Annotated in this window: 15 protein-coding genes; 4 read left to right on the top strand and 11 right to left on the bottom strand. The window is 36.7% G+C overall.

The window, feature by feature from the left end; genetic code table 11:
* Nucleotides 1-21 precede the first annotated feature (21 nt).
* The gene (locus tag CS937_RS17985) at nucleotides 22-2,082 is read left to right on the top strand and encodes a methyl-accepting chemotaxis protein (protein ID WP_099159842.1); all 2,061 of its coding nucleotides are present in this window, start codon (nucleotides 22-24) and stop codon (nucleotides 2,080-2,082) included.
* A gap of 325 nt (nucleotides 2,083-2,407) precedes the next feature.
* Here the strand turns inward: CS937_RS17985 and CS937_RS17980 are convergent, their stop codons facing one another.
* The 7 genes from CS937_RS17980 to CS937_RS17950 all read right to left on the bottom strand — a co-directional run bounded on the left by CS937_RS17980 (nucleotide 2,408) and on the right by CS937_RS17950 (nucleotide 9,534).
* Nucleotides 2,408-2,503: a putative holin-like toxin gene (locus CS937_RS17980; RefSeq protein WP_099159841.1), complete on the bottom strand. Its 96-nt coding sequence runs from the start codon at nucleotides 2,501-2,503 to the stop codon at nucleotides 2,408-2,410.
* 432 nt (nucleotides 2,504-2,935) lie between these two features.
* Nucleotides 2,936-3,715, bottom strand: a complete 780-nt coding sequence (gene fabI, locus CS937_RS17975; protein WP_099159840.1) for an enoyl-ACP reductase FabI — start codon at nucleotides 3,713-3,715, stop codon at nucleotides 2,936-2,938.
* A 74-nt stretch (nucleotides 3,716-3,789) separates the two neighbouring features.
* Nucleotides 3,790-4,158 carry a DUF8042 domain-containing protein gene (locus tag CS937_RS17970; RefSeq protein WP_099159839.1) on the bottom strand — a complete coding sequence of 123 codons (369 nt, stop codon included), beginning with the start codon at nucleotides 4,156-4,158 and terminating at the stop codon, nucleotides 3,790-3,792.
* Between the two features lie 83 nt (nucleotides 4,159-4,241).
* Nucleotides 4,242-6,326, bottom strand: coding sequence for a flagellar filament capping protein FliD (gene fliD, locus CS937_RS17965; RefSeq protein WP_245835798.1), 2,085 nt, complete (start codon nucleotides 6,324-6,326; stop codon nucleotides 4,242-4,244).
* 324 nt (nucleotides 6,327-6,650) lie between these two features.
* A complete protein-coding gene (gene flgL / locus CS937_RS17960; protein ID WP_099159838.1) occupies nucleotides 6,651-7,838 on the bottom strand; it encodes a flagellar hook-associated protein FlgL in 1,188 nt (395 codons plus the stop codon).
* 71 nt (nucleotides 7,839-7,909) lie between these two features.
* A complete protein-coding gene (locus CS937_RS17955; RefSeq protein WP_099159837.1) occupies nucleotides 7,910-8,107 on the bottom strand; it encodes a carbon storage regulator in 198 nt (65 codons plus the stop codon).
* A gap of 152 nt (nucleotides 8,108-8,259) precedes the next feature.
* Nucleotides 8,260-9,534, bottom strand: a complete 1,275-nt coding sequence (locus tag CS937_RS17950; protein WP_099159836.1) for an MFS transporter — start codon at nucleotides 9,532-9,534, stop codon at nucleotides 8,260-8,262.
* 170 nt (nucleotides 9,535-9,704) lie between these two features.
* Here CS937_RS17950 and CS937_RS17945 point away from each other — a divergent pair, with 170 nt between their 5' ends.
* Nucleotides 9,705-11,042, top strand: a complete 1,338-nt coding sequence (locus CS937_RS17945) for a short-chain fatty acid transporter (protein ID WP_099160108.1) — start codon at nucleotides 9,705-9,707, stop codon at nucleotides 11,040-11,042.
* Nucleotides 11,043-11,065: 23 nt separating this feature from the next.
* Here CS937_RS17945 and CS937_RS17940 read toward each other — a convergent pair whose 3' ends face one another.
* Both CS937_RS17940 and CS937_RS17935 read right to left on the bottom strand, forming a co-directional pair.
* Nucleotides 11,066-11,980 carry a DMT family transporter gene (locus CS937_RS17940; RefSeq protein WP_099159835.1) on the bottom strand — a complete coding sequence of 305 codons (915 nt, stop codon included), beginning with the start codon at nucleotides 11,978-11,980 and terminating at the stop codon, nucleotides 11,066-11,068.
* A gap of 106 nt (nucleotides 11,981-12,086) precedes the next feature.
* Nucleotides 12,087-12,341: a hypothetical protein gene (locus tag CS937_RS17935; RefSeq protein WP_099159834.1), complete on the bottom strand. Its 255-nt coding sequence runs from the start codon at nucleotides 12,339-12,341 to the stop codon at nucleotides 12,087-12,089.
* A gap of 466 nt (nucleotides 12,342-12,807) precedes the next feature.
* Here CS937_RS17935 and CS937_RS17930 point away from each other — a divergent pair, with 466 nt between their 5' ends.
* Both CS937_RS17930 and CS937_RS17925 read left to right on the top strand, forming a co-directional pair.
* On the top strand, nucleotides 12,808-14,505 hold the full coding sequence (locus CS937_RS17930) for a serine hydrolase domain-containing protein (protein WP_099159833.1): 1,698 nt from the start codon (nucleotides 12,808-12,810) through the stop codon (nucleotides 14,503-14,505).
* Nucleotides 14,506-14,721: 216 nt separating this feature from the next.
* Nucleotides 14,722-14,904: a hypothetical protein gene (locus CS937_RS17925; protein WP_245835797.1), complete on the top strand. Its 183-nt coding sequence runs from the start codon at nucleotides 14,722-14,724 to the stop codon at nucleotides 14,902-14,904.
* Nucleotides 14,905-15,044: 140 nt separating this feature from the next.
* On the opposite strand, the gene CS937_RS17920 is transcribed toward CS937_RS17925, so the two are convergent.
* Nucleotides 15,045-16,676: a zinc ribbon domain-containing protein gene (locus CS937_RS17920; RefSeq protein ID WP_099159832.1), complete on the bottom strand. Its 1,632-nt coding sequence runs from the start codon at nucleotides 16,674-16,676 to the stop codon at nucleotides 15,045-15,047.
* Between the two features lie 185 nt (nucleotides 16,677-16,861).
* The gene (locus CS937_RS17915) at nucleotides 16,862-17,704 is read right to left on the bottom strand and encodes a carbohydrate ABC transporter permease (protein ID WP_099159831.1); all 843 of its coding nucleotides are present in this window, start codon (nucleotides 17,702-17,704) and stop codon (nucleotides 16,862-16,864) included.
* Between the last annotated feature and the right edge of the window lie 29 nt (nucleotides 17,705-17,733).

The following is a 17,733-nucleotide window of genomic DNA, read 5'->3' as shown; positions in this document are numbered from 1 at the left end:
ACATACAGAAGGGTGATAAAAATGGAGGAAAAAAAGCTACATCAAAAAGGTAAAAAAGACAAGCCCAGTAAAAAGCAGAAAGATAATAAAAGAACATTTTTCAACAAATCATTACAACGACAAATTCTTACCCCGTTTTTAACGTTAATCATTGTTGCTGGAATAGTAATTGCAATTACTAGCTATACACTAAGTAAAAATCTGATCACAGAAGAAACCGAAACAAGTATTTCAACACAAACTAAAAATTTAAACGATACATTTAATATGTTCTTTTCTAACGCTGACAGCACGTTGAATCGATTTACCAAGAATGAGCTAATCACCAACTATAATCCGAAAAAGAAAGCAGAACTTTTAAGTTATTTAGGTGAAACAGCTGATGCAAACAGCACGATAGCCAATGTGTATACTGGAATAGAAAAATCGGGCGAAACGATCATTTACCCTGTAGCAGATTTACCAGATAACTTCGATCCACGCGAACGCGACTGGTATAAGAAAGCAGTAAATGCTTCAGGGAAAACGGTATGGACAGAGCCATACAAAGATGCTGCAACAGGTAAAATGATCATTACAGCCGCAAGATCCTATTCTAAAAACGGACAAATAGTTGGGGTTGCTGCAGCTGATGTTTATGTCGATACGTTAATCAATATGACCAATGAGCTGGAAATTGGGAAAACAGGACATGCCATAATTGTTGACCGTGACGGAAAATTTGTAGCACATTCTAACAAAGACCTAATTGGCAAAAATGCTAACGATCTTGCCTTTTATAAACAGGCTCGTGATAAAGGTACCAGCGGGGTAGTTCATTTCACCGAGGATGATGAAGATAAAGTACTTGGCTTCTCAACCAATAGTACTACCGGTTGGTTATTGGGAGAAATAGTATCTAAAAGTGAAATTCAGAAAAAGGCTAAATCAATATTTCCTCCAATCGTAATTACACTTGGAGTTGTCTTATTGTTCGCCATTGTCTTTTCTATTGTAAGTGCACGCAGAATAACGAAACCAATTAAAAGCTTACAACAAACGATGAAAGAAGTGGAAAACGGTAATCTGTCTGCAAAAACAGACATAAAATCAGTGAATGAAATTGGTCAGCTTTCCAATAGTTTTGAACGTATGCTTGAACAAATGCGCTTGATGATGATCAACATAAAGGACGTTTCTTTTCATGTATCAGAAGCTTCTCAAACACTAGTCGCAAGTGCTGAGGAAAATACTGCATCATCAAACGAGGTCGCAACCACGATGGAACAAATCGCAACAGGAGCTGGCGAACAATCCGAAATAATGGAACAAAATACAGTGGCAACTGATAAACTATCATCATTGATTAAACAAATAGAAAACTATAATAAAAATGTTTACGAAGAAGCAAAAACGATGCTTGATGTATCTGAAAAAGGCACAAAAACAGTAAGCGTTCTGCGAAAACAATCAGAAGAAACCGGTAAAGCGACAAACAATGTCGTAAAAGCTATTCAATCATTGGACAAAAAATCAACAAACATAAACGAGATCGTAACCAAAATTGCAGACATTGCAAACCAGACAAACCTTCTAGCCTTAAATGCAGCAATTGAAGCTGCCCGTGCCGGAGAAAATGGACGTGGATTCGCAGTTGTAGCAGATGAAGTAAGAAAACTGGCAGAACAATCCGAAAATGCATTAGGAGATATTTCGACACTAATTGAAGAAATGCAATCTGAAACAAAACAAACTGTAACTCTAATTGGGAAAACAAATGAAGTAATCGAAACCCAATCGAAATCAGTGAGTGAAACGGAACAGGCATTTACAAGCATACAGAACACTATTGAAACGAATAACCAACTAATTAATAAAGTAATGGATGTAATGGAGACCATCATTAATCAAGAACAAATTATTTCATCCAATACTCAAAGTATCGCTTCGATTAGTGAAGAAACAGCTGCTGGAACAGAAGAAATTTCTGCTTCCATCGAGGAACAAACCGCATCAATGGAACAGTTAAATCATTTAGCAGAAGAACTAGAAACGTATTCAACGGAAATGCAACAACAGGTGAATACGTTTAAAATAGATTAATTTATAATACGAGGGACAATTCGATTGAGTTGTCCCTCTCTACATATGTAATATTGCCCAGGAAATATAAGTCGAATTAAGGAAACATTTGTAAACCTTATACAACAAATTATTACTATATTTAGGCACATTAATGTAAATATGTTCATCGGATTCTTTTCCCTTTTCAACACCTTTTTTTATGGTATAATATAGGTAGAAATATGCATATACTTATAAGACCACAGCTGCAACTGTGGTCTCAAGATAAGTGGTTCCCCCAGGGGATCTGCTATCCAAGAATAGACCTCTCCCATCAATAACTTTTGAGGGTTAATAGGGAGGTCTATTTTTTATTGATCATTTTCATTACGAGTGTCAAAAGAGCAACCAAGAATGTGCCAAAAGCGAACATGACCATCAATACCTCGTAAATGCTCAATGGCATCACCACCTTTTTTTAGAAAAAGGGCTAGCCGACCATTCCCTAAAAGAACATTATCTAGTACATAGTATATCATAATTGTAAGGTAAATAACCACAAAAACAGAACATTTGTTTGTGGTTTAGATTTGAATACAAACTTTTGCTAATCCTTTTGGCTTGCAGGTATATTATTTTAATAATTGGATATACGTTACTTTTTAGTAGAGTTTTGATATACACATTGTACAAGTATAACAAGCTATAGAGCTTGTATAGTTCATTATATGCAATCAAGTGAGGAGGAAGCATTGCATTTGTGGGGTAAAATGTGTGGAATTTAAAATTACACTCTAACAAAACGAAATTTTCTATCTACTCATTATTAATAGGGATAGTAATAGGCGTCTACCAGGATGGTAAACGCCTAATGTATTGGTTATTATGAAGTTTAAGATCCTGCGATAATATGGAATCCTGAATCAACGTGAAGCACATCACCAGTAATCCCACGAGACATATCACTTAGTAAAAACACTGTCGCATCCCCTACTTGATCCTGGTCAATCTGTCTGCGTAATGGAGCCTTCTCTTCAATTACAGACATTTTATCGTTAAAGCCTGATACACCTTTTGCAGAAAGTGTACGAATTGGCCCAGCAGAAACAGCATTCACACGAATTCCGTACTTACCCACATCCTCAGCTAAGTAACGAACACTTGCTTCAAGCGCAGCCTTGGCAACTCCCATAACATTGTAGTTAGGGACAACACGCTCAGCACCAAGGTATGTTTGCGTAACAATTCCGCCACCCTCACTCATTAACTTTTTCGCTTCTCTTGTTACTGCCACAAGTGAATATGAGCTGATATTTTGTGCGAGTAAATAACCTTCACGAGATGTATCAGCATATTCCCCTTTTAACTCATCACGATTTGCAAATGCTACAGAATGAACGACTCCGTGAATAACACCAACTTTTTCGCCGATTTCCTGGAAAGCTTGTACAATACTTTCATCATCTGCCACATCACAAGAAACAATCAATTTTGGTTCAATTTCGTTGTCGGCTAAAAGCTTTTCTAATTTTTGTCTAGAGCGTTCCTGCCGGTTTGTAAAAATTAGGTTGGCACCAGCATTATATAGTGACTTTGTGATACCCCAAGCAATGCTGCGGTTATTGGCTACACCCATTACGACTATGTTTTTGTTTTGCATTAGATTGTTCATTTATGTACCTCCAAAAAATAATTATGTATTTATTGTAATGCATTTTATTATGGATGTACAAAAATAATAGTACGTTATGAAACCAAGTAAGGTTGAAACATCTCATCAAGCTCTTCCATCCACTTTTTATAGCTAGGTATCAATGTGAATTGTAATATTTCTTGGATTTTGCCAAAGTTTTTCAACTCAAATGAACTTACAACTAGGTTAAGAGCATCTTTCACTTTGGTTGTAAGTGATTGAGTTTCATTGCTAAAAACTTCCTTAGGTAAAGTAACCACAGAATTTTCAACAACTGAAAAAGCTTCAACGATATTATTAAATAATGGGATTGTATCTTCAAATTTACCATCATTAAGTAATGTTTGCATATGTTGCAGTCCTTCGTAAACGGTAACCTGCAATTCTGATGCATGCTTCATGACATTTATGTATTTTTCCATTTTTAAATCACGCCTTTTCTATTAAAAATTAATAAAGCCCCACTTCCAAAAGTGAATGGGGCACTAAAATGGTGACTAAGTTTTTACATTCCGCCACCAAATTGCTGCATCAGATACGTAGACTGTGAATTCATCCGTTGAATAGCTTTTTCCATTTCAGTAAATTGGCGCCAATATCGATCTTCAACTTGAATTAAACGATCTTCAAATGCTTCAATTCTGTCATCCATATCATCAAGTCGTTTACCCATTGAATACTGATCTTCTGTCTTAAACGTATTACCTGCCTTTTCCGTAACTCGATCCATCACCTGATTAACGGAATCTGTCATTCGTTGTAAAATTCCTTTTTGATCATAGGAAGCACCATCACTTGTAAACAAATCCTCAATCGCTTTAGGATCGTCTTGAATTGCTTCTTTCAACTTTGATTCATTAATTTCTAATTTTCCACCCTCTAAATAATTTGCCGTAGTAGTTATTCCAATACTTGACAACTGTTGATACATAGATGGAACGTCACTGTTTTCCACAGACGTATAAAAATCTCTTCGCATATTATTCAGAGCACCTGACAACGTACTGTCACTTCTTAACAAACCACTTTTAGCTTTTTCTTCCCATAATTCCTGTTGTCTATCAGATAGTTCCTCACGTTGTTTATCTGTTAAAGGTTTATAGTCGCGGTATCTATCCTCTTGAAGTTTGTCCTGAACTTTTCCAATAAGCTCGTTGTACTTTTCAACAAATCCTTTGATATTCTCAAAGACTGCCTCACTGTCATTGGAAACATTTACCGTAACATTTTGATTCGAGAATGTTTGTTTTAAATTAAATGTGACCCCAGAAACAGTAAATGAGTTCGATGATCTAGATGTAGTTAAGCCATTTAAAGTGAATTCAGCATTTGTCCCACCAGTTTCCTGAGCTAGATCAAAGCCCATTTGCTCGTTTATAAAACTTCCTGATGTAATAATTTCCTGATTACTAGCATCATCAGTGGAAACATCGGAGTTATCAATAGATCCGTTAAAATTACCAGTTTCCGTCCTTGTCAGAGACATCTGTCCTGTCATTTCATCATAAAACATACTTACACCATTATCTGCTTGGTTAACCTCACTTAAAAGCGAATTAAAAGATTGCGATCCTTTAATATTAAAAACCTCATCCTTAAAACCATCTTTCGTATGGGCACCAGCACGAAAATTTATATAATCATACTGGTATTTCACAGAAACATTTGTCTCAGCGGGAATCGTATTGTCATCATTCATGGTTATTGTACCTGTTTCATAATCAATGGTACCAACAACGATTGAGTTATCATCTTTTTTAACAATGTTTGTTCCATCTGCAATATATTCATTATCACCAATAGTTAATGCAATATTATCTTGTACTATTTGTTCATTTGAAAGCTTGATTTTCGTGCCCGCCTTCGATGTTGACATAATGTCCACTTGAAAGTCGGTAGTATACTTAACCTTTACTTCTGCACCTTTACTCAAATTATTTTTAAATGTCAGATCACCAGTAGAAGTATCAACTAACACTTCATTTTCTAATAAATCATCTGCAGACTTTTGAGTTGAGTCTACAGCTGTATAATAGTTACTTCCCACTTTAATAGACATTTCGTCAACATTATTGATCTTTACGCCATCCTGTAAAACTAGGGAAAATTGATTCGTTTCTGTTTTAGCTGATATTGATTCTTGTTTCACACTTCCCTGTTTCCAGTCAAAAGAATTGGAAGCAAATTCTGATTGCAGTTCAGAAAGACTTTTACTAGTGTCAATAGAAGATGGATCATTAAAAATACTAGCATTATTAACCTTAGTCGCTGCAGATGCCATCTGTGTTACTTCTGATATTGTATAGGATGATTGACTTGCTGCACTAGTAGCACTTGATGTCACTAGATCTTCATTCGTAGTTGAAGTGACCCTAGAGCGGTACATATCTGACATTTTCATGTCTGTTAACTGTGATCGAAAATTTAAAAATAATGTATTCATTTCACGGTATGCATCGCGTTGCCACGTGAGCCACGTACGGTCCTGTTCCATTTTTTGAAGCGGCATGCGTTCTGCTTTCATTAGATCAGATATGATTTTATCAGTATCTATTCCTGAAGCTAGACCACCTATTCGCATGTTGGACATGTAAAATTCACCTCTGGGATTAGTAATTTTTGTATATTAGAATTTATGTTTTTAATTTTTTTGTTTGACTACTAGTGATTATATCGGTTAAATTTGGATAATGTTTAGAGGTTAAGCGTAGCAGAGGGGGAAAATTTTCTAATTACCAATTTAATTCCTTTATATTCATATTTCTAAAAAGTTTACTCATCTAATTGTTTATAGAACAAACATGTGTGGTCATATCATTCCAAGTAGCAACCTAAGAAAATGCTTTGGCATTAATTTACCTAAAAAAGGAAACCCTAGTATTAACTAGAGTTTCCTTTACTAAAATAGTTATATTTAACGTAGAAGTTGTAAAACTCCTTGTGGCATTTGATTTGCTTGTGCAAGCATTGCTTGAGATGCTTGAGCTAAGATAGACGCCTTAGTTTGGTTCATCATTTCTTTCGCCATATCAACGTCACGAATACGAGATTCCGCAGCCGTTAAGTTCTCAGCAGATGTACTTAAATTGTTAATTGTGTGATCCAAACGGTTTTGAGTTGCACCAAGTTTAGAACGTTCAGCAGATACATTATCGATTGCTGATTGAATAGTTGTAACTGCATCTGCAGCGCTAGCATGCGTTGAGACATCTAAAGCTGTCTCTGTTATAGTACTATCCGTTCCATTTGTAACTCCTAAGTCAGCATCAGTATTCCCTACAGTAGCAATACCTAAAGATACTGCTCTCATATCTGAAATTTCTAATGAAAGACTTTGATTTTCATTTGCACCAATTTGGAAGTTTAGTGCAGCACCATCAGCTTTTCCTTCTGTTGTTGTTATAGCATCATCAGTAACAGCAGTTGCACCAGAAAGATCTGCAGTTAAACTTTCATCAGATGTATTTGTTTTTGTACTAATATTAATTGTGTTTGCTGTGCCAGTAACATCATATTTAGCACTTAATTCAGCATCACCTGTGATAGCTGCTTTAACTGCACTAACAGTTGTAGCAAGGTCAGTATCCCAAGCAACATCTTTCCCTAATACACTAACCGTTCCACCAGTCATTCCAGATAAGTCAAATTCAATTGACGTCTTAGAACCAGTAGTAGTTGAATCTTTTTCACCATTAAGCAAACTCTGTGTATTAAACTCAGTAGTGTTACCAATTCGGTTAATTTCTGAGGTTAATTGGTTAATTTCTTTTTGAATTTCCCCACGATCCTGATCTGTGTTTGTATCGTTTGACGCTTGAACAGCTAGTTCACGCATACGTTGAAGAATACTGTGTGTTTCATTTAATGCACCTTCAGCAGTTTGAATTAAAGAAATACCATCCTGTGCATTAGTAGAAGCTTGCTCCAACCCGCGAATTTGCCCACGCATTTTTTCGGAAATTGCTAACCCTGCTGCATCATCAGAAGCATTGTTAATACGAAGTCCTGAAGAAAGTTTTTCCATTGAATCTGAACGTGCATTATTCGCCGCACCCAACTGACGATACGTGTTTAATGCCGCAATATTGTGATTAATTCTCATTTTTCCTTACCTCCATGTAAGTGTATTTTTTTTGCGAGTCACATCCTTATGTCTCGCCTCTATAACAACTCCTATTCAGAGTTATTACCAATTCCTGTGTAAAGCTCTCCTCTGAGAACTTTGTAATTCTTTGGAGCATTCACTCGTAATCGCATGTAATCCTCTGGCTTATTGCGATCGCCTTTGACGACCTCAATTTCGATTTTCTCGCCATTTGGATCTATGATGTATAGTTTTTCTCCGGGTTTTCTCCCTAACGTTAAGGCCATAACAATCATCCTCCCTGATGATTCATTACTTATATCGGCAAACTTTGATAATGTTTAAATCTTTTTTTATAAAATTTTTATAAAAACATAGTTCCATAATCCCACAAAAAAGGAGATTCCCTGCCGCAACAGAAAATCTTCATTATTACACATTATCCTAACACGTCTTCCTTCTTCGGCTTTTTCGCAATCCAGGCAGAAATTAGTCCGATAACAGGAAATACTATTGTCAGTAAAATGATAGATGTATAACTATGGAACATATCAAAACCAACCCCGAATGGCAATGGTCCAAAGGCAGAACCGAGTACCATAACGGTAGAGCCCACACCAGTAATACTTCCGATGTATTTCCGTCCGAAGTAATTTGGCCAGATGATGTTCAGTCCAATTCGCTCAAACCCATTTGCTATACCCCAAATGATGCCGAATAAAATTGCCATAGCGAAATTTTTAGTAACCAATAATAACAGAAGCAAAACAATTTCCAATACAAAAATAAACATGAGCACGTAATTCGTTTTGATTTTTTCTGTAATATATCCAGATACAAACGACATTGGGATTCCGACGAGTGCCATTAAACTTAGTACGAGGGCTGCTGTTGTTGGCGATAGGTTGTTTTCGTCAAAAATGGAAATAATATGGAACGTGATCCCCGTGTTGACCATTGCTGGTATTCCTACACAGATGAGAATTGCCCAGAAAGCTCGTGTTTTTCGTGCTTCCTTTAAAGTCCAATCCTCCTCAGCCGCTTCGACAACCGTTCCCAGTTTCGGCTGACTTTTTTCTTTATGCATATTCCCATCAGGCACAAGTCCCATATCTTCTGGACGGTTTTTAACTGTAAAAAATGCGATTGGTACAAATATAATGAGAATTAATGCTCCCCAAAAGCGCCAAGCGAGCTGCCAACTCCACGTATGAATCAGCCATGTATTTATAATAGGAAACAGACTCGCGCTAATAAAGCTTCCAAGCGTCATTAGACTTAACGCAATTCCCCTTTTTTGAATAAACCATTGAGCCACAAGCGTTTTCGGTACGAGTGTCATGCTTCCCTGTCCAAATAGTCGTATGATGAAAAAACCAACACCAAGCATCCATATTGATGAGACAAAACTATTAAAGAAACATGCCAGTGCTAACATGCTTCCGACCATTACCATCATAAAACGCTGGCCAAGCCTATCAATAAATCGACCAACAAGCATCATACCAAAACCAGCAATCAATGTTGCGGTGGAATAGAGACTAGATACCTCTGATCGAGACCAGCCAAAATCCTGAATATATTCATCGATAAACGTGGAATTCGAATACGTCTGCCCCGGACCCGAGAAAAACACACCGAGTCCTGCTACGAAAACAATTACCCAACCATAATAGATGCTACCTACCCTACTCTTTAGTTGTCTAAGTCCCATAAGATACACCTCATTGTTCTAAAAACATTCACTTGTAAAATCTATCACTGGTAGTTGAATTTTTCAAATAGTGCTAGGTTTGTGTAAAACTGATATAATCCTATAAACAGCACATGTCATGAACAAGACAGGCATATAATCTGTATCAAAGAAGGAGGAGAGAAGTCTTGATCAAATCATTAACATCATTCTTCGACCGAATGGTTCAGCGTTTTCTACCTGATGCATTCCTATTCGCAATCATATTAACGTTTGCCGTATTTCTCTTAGGTGTCTTTTTCACTAATAGCTCACCTATCCAAATGGTAGAGTATTGGGGAACTGGGTTTTGGGATCTATTAGCTTTTGCCATGCAAATGTCTTTAATTGTTGTAACTGGTTATATATTGGCAAACACACCTATCGTAAAAAAACTACTATCGAAAATTAGTAAGCTAGCAAATACGCCAGAACAGGCAATTTTGCTCGTCACATTTGTTGCTTCTATCGCATGTTTAATCAACTATGGATTTGGAATAGTTGTAGGGGCATTATTTGCTATCCATGTAGCGAAACGTGTTCCAACAGTGGATTATCGAGTTCTGATGGCAAGTGCCTATAGTGGATTTCTACTGTGGCATGGTGGACTATCAGGGTCAATTCCACTCTTAATCGCAACACCTGGACACTTTTTGGAAGATACAATGGGCGTTATTCCTGTCACAGAAACGTTGTTTAGTAGTTTCAATTTATTCATCGTCTTTGTTCTATTGTTTACACTTCCATTTTTGAACAGGTTTTTGATGAAATCACGAAATTCACTACATAACACAGATGCATCGCAATGGCAGTCAGACATATCTGATGATAGTAAAGATTCGCAGACAATAACTTCTACAGATAAGTTGACCCCGGCAGAACGGTTAGAGAATAGTCAAATCGTTTCATTAATAATTGGGCTAATGGGACTTGCATTTATTGTTTATCATTTTGTGGCGAACGGGTTCGATTTAAATATCAATATTGTAAACTTTATTTTTCTTTTCTTGGGGATTATTTTTCACAAAACTCCTAGACGCTTTTTGGACAGTGCAACAGGGGCGGTGAAAAATGCTGGAGGTATTATCATTCAGTTCCCATTTTACGCAGGTATTATGGGAATGATGGTTACATCGGGACTATCCGAACAAATGTCGTTATGGTTTGTTAGTATTTCAACTGATTTTACGTTACCGTTATTCACGTTTATCAGTGCAGGTATCGTCAACTTCTTCGTCCCATCTGGCGGCGGACAATGGGCAGTTCAAGGTCCAATCATGATTCCAGCAGCTCTAGAAATTGGAGCAGATACTGCGAAAACAGCGATGGCAGTTGCTTGGGGTGACGCATGGACAAATATGATCCAGCCATTTTGGGCATTACCACTCCTTGCAATCGCTGGATTAAAAGTACGCGATATCATGGGTTTTTGTGTAATGATTTTATTGTATAGTTTTATTCCGATTTCTATTGGACTATTATTCTTTTAAGTACCAGAAAAACCTCGTTTACCCTAACTAGAACGAGGTTTTTTCTTTGAAATCTGAGCAATAATTATTCCCACTATGATCAATCCGGATCCGGTCACAACTCCCACTGACATTTTCTCATCTAATAGAAAACTACTAAAAACCAACCCAAATATCGGAACAAGCAAAGTGGACAATGTGGCAGTCACCATATCAATAATACTTAGAATAAAGAACCAGACCGTAAAACAAAGTGCGGAAGCTAAAACACCAGTAAATAAAATATAATAAATGCTATGTACATTAAATTCAATCGGCTGACCCCACTCCATAAAAAGTGTTGCAATAATTATTCCGATGGTACCGAACAACATTTGGTAAGTGTTTACTTGTAATTTCGGTAGACCTTGAAGCTTGATTCGATAATAAACATTGGAAACACCCCATGAAACAGCTGCAATGATTATGAGCAGTTCACCAAAAATCACATCAACACTTTGCCCAATCCACACATCCCAACCTAAAATGGTCAAAAGCCCGAGCATCCCAATAAGAAGACCTGTAAATTTTGCAGGTGTTATTTTTTCACCGAGAAATTTTACTGCAAGAATACTGCTCCACATTGGCATTGAATATAAAAGGACGGATGATTTTCCTGCATCAACAAATCGAAGCCCGTACATGACAAGTAAAAAAACAATAGATGTTTGTAGTATGCCGACAATGACTAAATGTTTCCAGTAATTCTTAGGAGGTAATTTCATTTTCGAAATCGATACAATTAATAATAACGTGATCGATCCGACACCAAATCGAAAAGATGAAAAAGTAAATGGACCCATGTATGTAAGGACCTCTTTCATAAGGACCCACGCGTAGCCCCAGAGGATGGTGATTATCAAGATTAATAACCACACGATGCTTTTATTTTTTTGAAGAATCGCAATGAAGTTTGGCATATTGCTCCTCCTATTGATCAATTAGTATTTCTTTTTAGGATAGCAGTTTTGGTTAAGATGAGATAATAATTAAACTGCAAAAAAAATAAGCCTGCCCCTGCACGCTTTAATTAACTGCTTTATGTAATGGTTGCCTAGCTACTCTAATTTTCGAAAGTTCATTTACTACAAGTGTGACGTTCTGATCTATTTTACGAATATTTTGTTGTAACCCATTTAAATCCAACCCTACATCATTAATTCTTATTTCTATATCGGAAACAAGTTCATCCAAACGACTTCCGCTTTTTTGTAAATCCTTCACTTCACCCGACATGATTATGATGGTCTGCAATAAGTCATCAATCATTTCTCTGTTCAATCAATCCCCCCCTTGCATCGTGCTTATCTTAGCATGCAGCCCCCCTCCCTACAAGTGTCTTTTGAACTAAATATGAATCTAGTTTGGGGAAGTTTGTCTAATAGTGTTTGTAGTTAAAAAGGTAAAAATAAGCCCACTTTTACTCATTTTAGAATTGTCTACTATAGAACTCGATTGCTACCAGTTTAATACATCGAAAACCCATGCTAATTTTAGATAATACATTCCTCTTCAATAAAAAAACAAATTCTATTTTCATGAATTCACCAGCATGCACAACGCTAACACGACTCAATTCTTCCAATTCCACCCCTAACACTAATCTAATCTACCCACATCATTTATCACGATTTTTTTAACTTTCACAATATTTTTAGTACTAATGCGCCATAGACGAATCTATCATTATTCAATTATGTTTAATAATGTAAGCATTTTCATATATTCTCTAATTGGGAGGTTCGCAATGAGACGAAATTTTTATTCTGTTTCACTATCAATGGTACTAATTTCATCCATGCTTTTAACTCCACAAATGTCAGTAAATGCTGAAAAAAGCAGTAATCACAGTCCTACTATCGAAAACCATGGGAAAAAGCAATCACAAGAACGTCCACACCCTGTTTTTTCATGGGGAAAACCAGGACCAACATCACCTGTACTACATCCAGGTTCTGCAAAGGGAGCAGGCATGATGAGTGAACCATTAAAAGAAATTGATTCCGTCATGGAGTCAATGATTGATGATGGTATCATGCCTGGAGCGGTTACGTTTGTTGCAAGACGCGGTCACATTGTCCAGAACAAAGCATACGGTGATGCGGTTCGTTACAAGGATGACAGTGGGACCGAATTTGATCATCCGATAGCCATGGATGAAGACACTATATTTGACCTCGCCTCTCTAAGTAAAATTTTTACAACAACTGCAGCAATGAAGCTTTACGAAGAAGGGTACTTTGAACTTGATGACCCTGTGGCTGACTATATTCCTGAATTTGCTCAAAACGGCAAGGAAGAAGTCACAATTAGACAGCTAATGACACACACCTCAGGATTTAAGCCTTGGATTCCACTATATACGATTGGTGATTCTAGAGAGGATCGACTGCAATATGTTTTTCAGTATCCTTTAGAAAATGAACCCGGTAGCACATACACCTATAGTGATTTGAACATGATCACGTTAGGTGCTTTAATCGAACGCTTATCTGGTAAACGTCTTGATGAATACGTTCAAGATACACTCACCGGACCACTTAACATGGCAGACACGATGTACAATCCACCAGAATCATTGAAACACCGAATTGCCGCAACAGAGTACCAGCCATGGACAAACAGAGGTCTTGTTTGGGGCGAAGTACATGACGAAAGCGCCTGGTCACTTGATGGCGTTGCTGGACATGCTGGTGTTTTCTCCACTGCCAGCGATTTAGCAAAACTAGCACATATGTTTATTAATGAAGGACGTTATGGTAGCAAACAAATTCTTGAACCTGAAACCATCAACCTTTTAGTCAAAAATCAAATACCAGAATTTCCAGGGGACGAACATGGTCTAGGATGGGAGCTTGCACAAGGATGGTATATGGATGCCTTATCTGAAGCTTCGACAATAGGTCATACGGGTTATACTGGAACATCCATCGCTGTAAATTTGAACAATGATACGATTGCAATTCTTTTAACGAACCGTGTTCACCCCACACGTGAGACGGTTTCAACAAATCCGGCACGGCGTCAATTTGCACGAAAAGTTGCTGATGCGATTCCAGTAGCGATGCCAACAAAAAAAGGAAATGCATGGTTCTCAGGATATGGCGATAATTTAAACCAAACATTAACAGCAGAAGTAAATGTTAATGAAGAAGCATCACTAACATTTGATACTTGGTACAGAATCGAGCAAGGCTGGGATTTTGGTACGGTTGAAGTTTCCAGTAATGGTACGGAATGGACGGAAGTAATGGATCCATTAACAGGTACTAGTATTGATTGGCAGACAAAAGAAGCTCAAATTCCAGCGGGCACAAAGTTTATCCGCTTCACCTATACTACTGACGTTTCGACAAATGCAAGAGGGTGGTATGTGACAAATCTTCAACTAGATGGAGTATCTATAAATCTATCTAGTAATGGTTGGGAAAAACGGAATTATTAGCATCCAAAAATTTAGAAGGATAGAGTAGCCTGTAGAAGCTATGAAAGCACAGTGGCAAGATGCGTTATAAGAATTTAAGGATGTAAGGGCAAACTATTTACTTTATTAAACTCAGACAAAAGCAAAGCAAACATAATTCGTTTGCTTTGCTTTTTTTGTGTTCAATTGCAGGAAAAGAATAGATAGAAATCTATTACTATAAGAAGGAGGTCTAATATGAATACGATACAAGAAACTATCAAAAACTACTTTGATGCTTGGAACGAAGCATTTACTAGCAAAAATGCCGATAACATTCGGTCATTTATGTCTAATAAGTTTACTGGTTATTGGGCTCACTCCACTATTGAAAAACCTGACGAATATGGTTATAACTATGATTTACCTAAACATTATTAATCTCAAACCACATACAGCAAAATGTATGTTCATATGGCAACACGAAAATGGCGAATGGAAATTAGTTCGGGAATATATTGAGTTAGAAAAGTAAAAAACACGCTTGGAATCAAAATCCAAGCGTGTTTCTACTGAACTATTTACTTAAACCAGGCAGAGGTAACTTCTTTAGCCTCTTTTTCACGGTATTCTATTATTTCAGCATCATCCATAGAACCGCCCCACCCTAAATAGTTTACTTTCCATTTCTTTTGTTTTGTATCGTAAATAAGTTCATAACCAATGTCGTCATTAACCTCTTCTAATTTTGGTTTTTCATCACCGTACCACGAATCTTCTTCAAAATATGTTACAGTATCAACCTTAGCAACCCAACCCTCTCCATAATTGTTTATTGTAAAGGATTCAGAATTGAAATCTACTCCAATGAATTTGCCTTTGTAATAGTAGTCATTTTCTTTATCATATTTAGCATCATCAATAATATCTGTTGTTACATCTTCAGTTGCCACCGTAAATTTCTTTTCATCTGCCGTTGTAATGGCTGCTAATAACTCCTTGTTAAATTGAACAATTGTGTCTTGGAGTGATTGTTTTACCTCATCATTAGCTACAAATTTTGCTTCAACGTAATATGAATCAATTGGAACTTCCTCTGTTTTCATTGTGCCCCAAGGGAATTCCGCTTCAAACGATGCAGTCATGGATCCATCCGTAAGAATTGGGCCAACCGTATCCTTTTTCAATATATCGATACCAGAGTCCTTCCCATTAATAAACAGCTTTACACTATCAAATCCTTCATTGTACGGGAGACCAAATGTCACTTCTTCCCCTTCGATAAAAAGATCTACATCATCGGTATACCCAGGATCAAAGTTTGTGCTTTCTGCTTCCGCTGTCAATTCTACATAATCATTCTTATACGTAGCAGTAAAGGTATATGTACCAGGTAAAAAAGGACCAACTTCTTTTGTGAAATCTTCTTTATTAGCAGTCGCGATAACTTCACCATTTAGCTTTATTTCCGTGTCTTTATAATTAGTGTAGACATTAAAATATACTGGGCTGACCTGAATATCAAAATTATCATAAACAAACGTTTTTCCGTCTTTTATTAGATTAACAGCATAAGATAAAGAAGAATCGTCTGATGCTTCGGCGGCTTTCGGATTCGTTTCATATTCCTTCGCTTGACTCTTTAGGTGGTCCATTAAATAATCCATTTCACTTGGGTTTTCTGCATAGTAATTAATAAATCCTTTTACCGTACTATTGTTAATCTCGATGTTTTTACTAGTTGCCAGCAAGTCAGCTACAGTCTTAGAATCCTTTTTAACCATTGCTTCCTCAAATTTTTCGAGGATCTTTTCCTTTGATGTCATTGAAGCTCCAACCTGATAAGCAATAAATAATAATACTATAAGTGCTCCTGCAACTGCCATTAGAATCTTTGACTTCTTAGAAAGCTTTGATGGCTGACCACTTGATTTTTTTGAGGAGACTAATCCGCCCTGTTCAGATTTCTTCGATTGAACAACAGGTTTATTAGCAGAATCCTTGTCATCTGACAGTCCATTCTCTGTTACCGGTGTTTCATTTGTATCTGTAGGTTCATCTGATTGGTGATTTACCTTTTCTACAAATTCCTCTACCTTGTCTTTATCTTCGGTATCTTTTTGATTACTTTCTCCAGTCAAATCTTGCCCACAATGCTTACAAAACTTTGCACTTGCGGAAATTTCTCCTCCACAATGCTTACAAAATTTCATTTTACTCCTCCTTATATTTGACATTTTTATAATGTTTAGAAAACAATAGTGCTATTATACTATACAAACTGGAATTTATGTCAGTATTTCACCTAATAAAGAAAAAATAGTCCATAAGCCTCTAATAGGCATTAAAAAAGTGATACATAGCCTAAAAAGCTAGGTATCACTTATAAATTTTAAAATTACCCTTTAATTGCCCCTTCTGTCATACCTTTAGCAATTCGCTGCTGGAATATAGCATAAAGAACAATTACTGGAACAATCGCAATAACAAGTCCAGCAAAAAGTGTACCCCATGCATTCGTATATTCTGCTTCATTACTAATAAAGTCAATTGCCAAAGCCAATGTATAGTTATCTTCCGACTGTAAGAATATCAATGCCATAAAATATTCGTTCCAAAACTGAATAGCATTCATGATTGTTACCGTAATAATGCCTGACATACTAAGCGGTGTAATGATTTTCCATAAAACACGATACGGAGACATGCCATCCATTGCAGCTGATTCTTCCAAGGATTTAGGGATCGTACTAATAAAACTAGTTAAGACAAAAATACTAAATGGTAGCTGGCTTACCGCATAAACAATTGCTAAACCAAATATATTATCTAGTAAACCTAAATCCGATAATAGAAAGAATAATGGGATCCACCCTAACACCATTGGGATCATCATTGCAGATACATATAAGGTAAATAAAAATTTACTTCCACGGAAATTCAACCGTTCAATTGCGTATGCAGTTGGGATTGCTAGTACCAATGTAAGCACTGCCCCTACTACTGTTACAATTAAACTATTAAAAACACTTGTATCTATATTATAATTTGTCCATGCATCAACAAAGTTTTGAAAATTCCATGTCTCTGGAAAGCCCCAAGGATTCTTATATATTTCAGCATTAGATTTAAACGATCCAATAAACATCCAAAAAATCGGGTACAAAACTGCTATCGTCCATAGAATCAAGGGGATTCGTATCCCTGTTCGTCCCAAAATCTGACCGACACTTCGCTTCACTTTGATTTCCTCCTTTTCATTTCATCAAT

The sequence above is a fragment of the Virgibacillus ndiopensis genome, assembly GCF_900187325.1.
In the GTDB taxonomy this organism is placed as follows: Bacteria; Bacillota; Bacilli; order Bacillales; family Amphibacillaceae; genus Virgibacillus_E; species Virgibacillus_E ndiopensis.
This window is presented reverse-complemented; position numbering and strand designations above follow the sequence as displayed.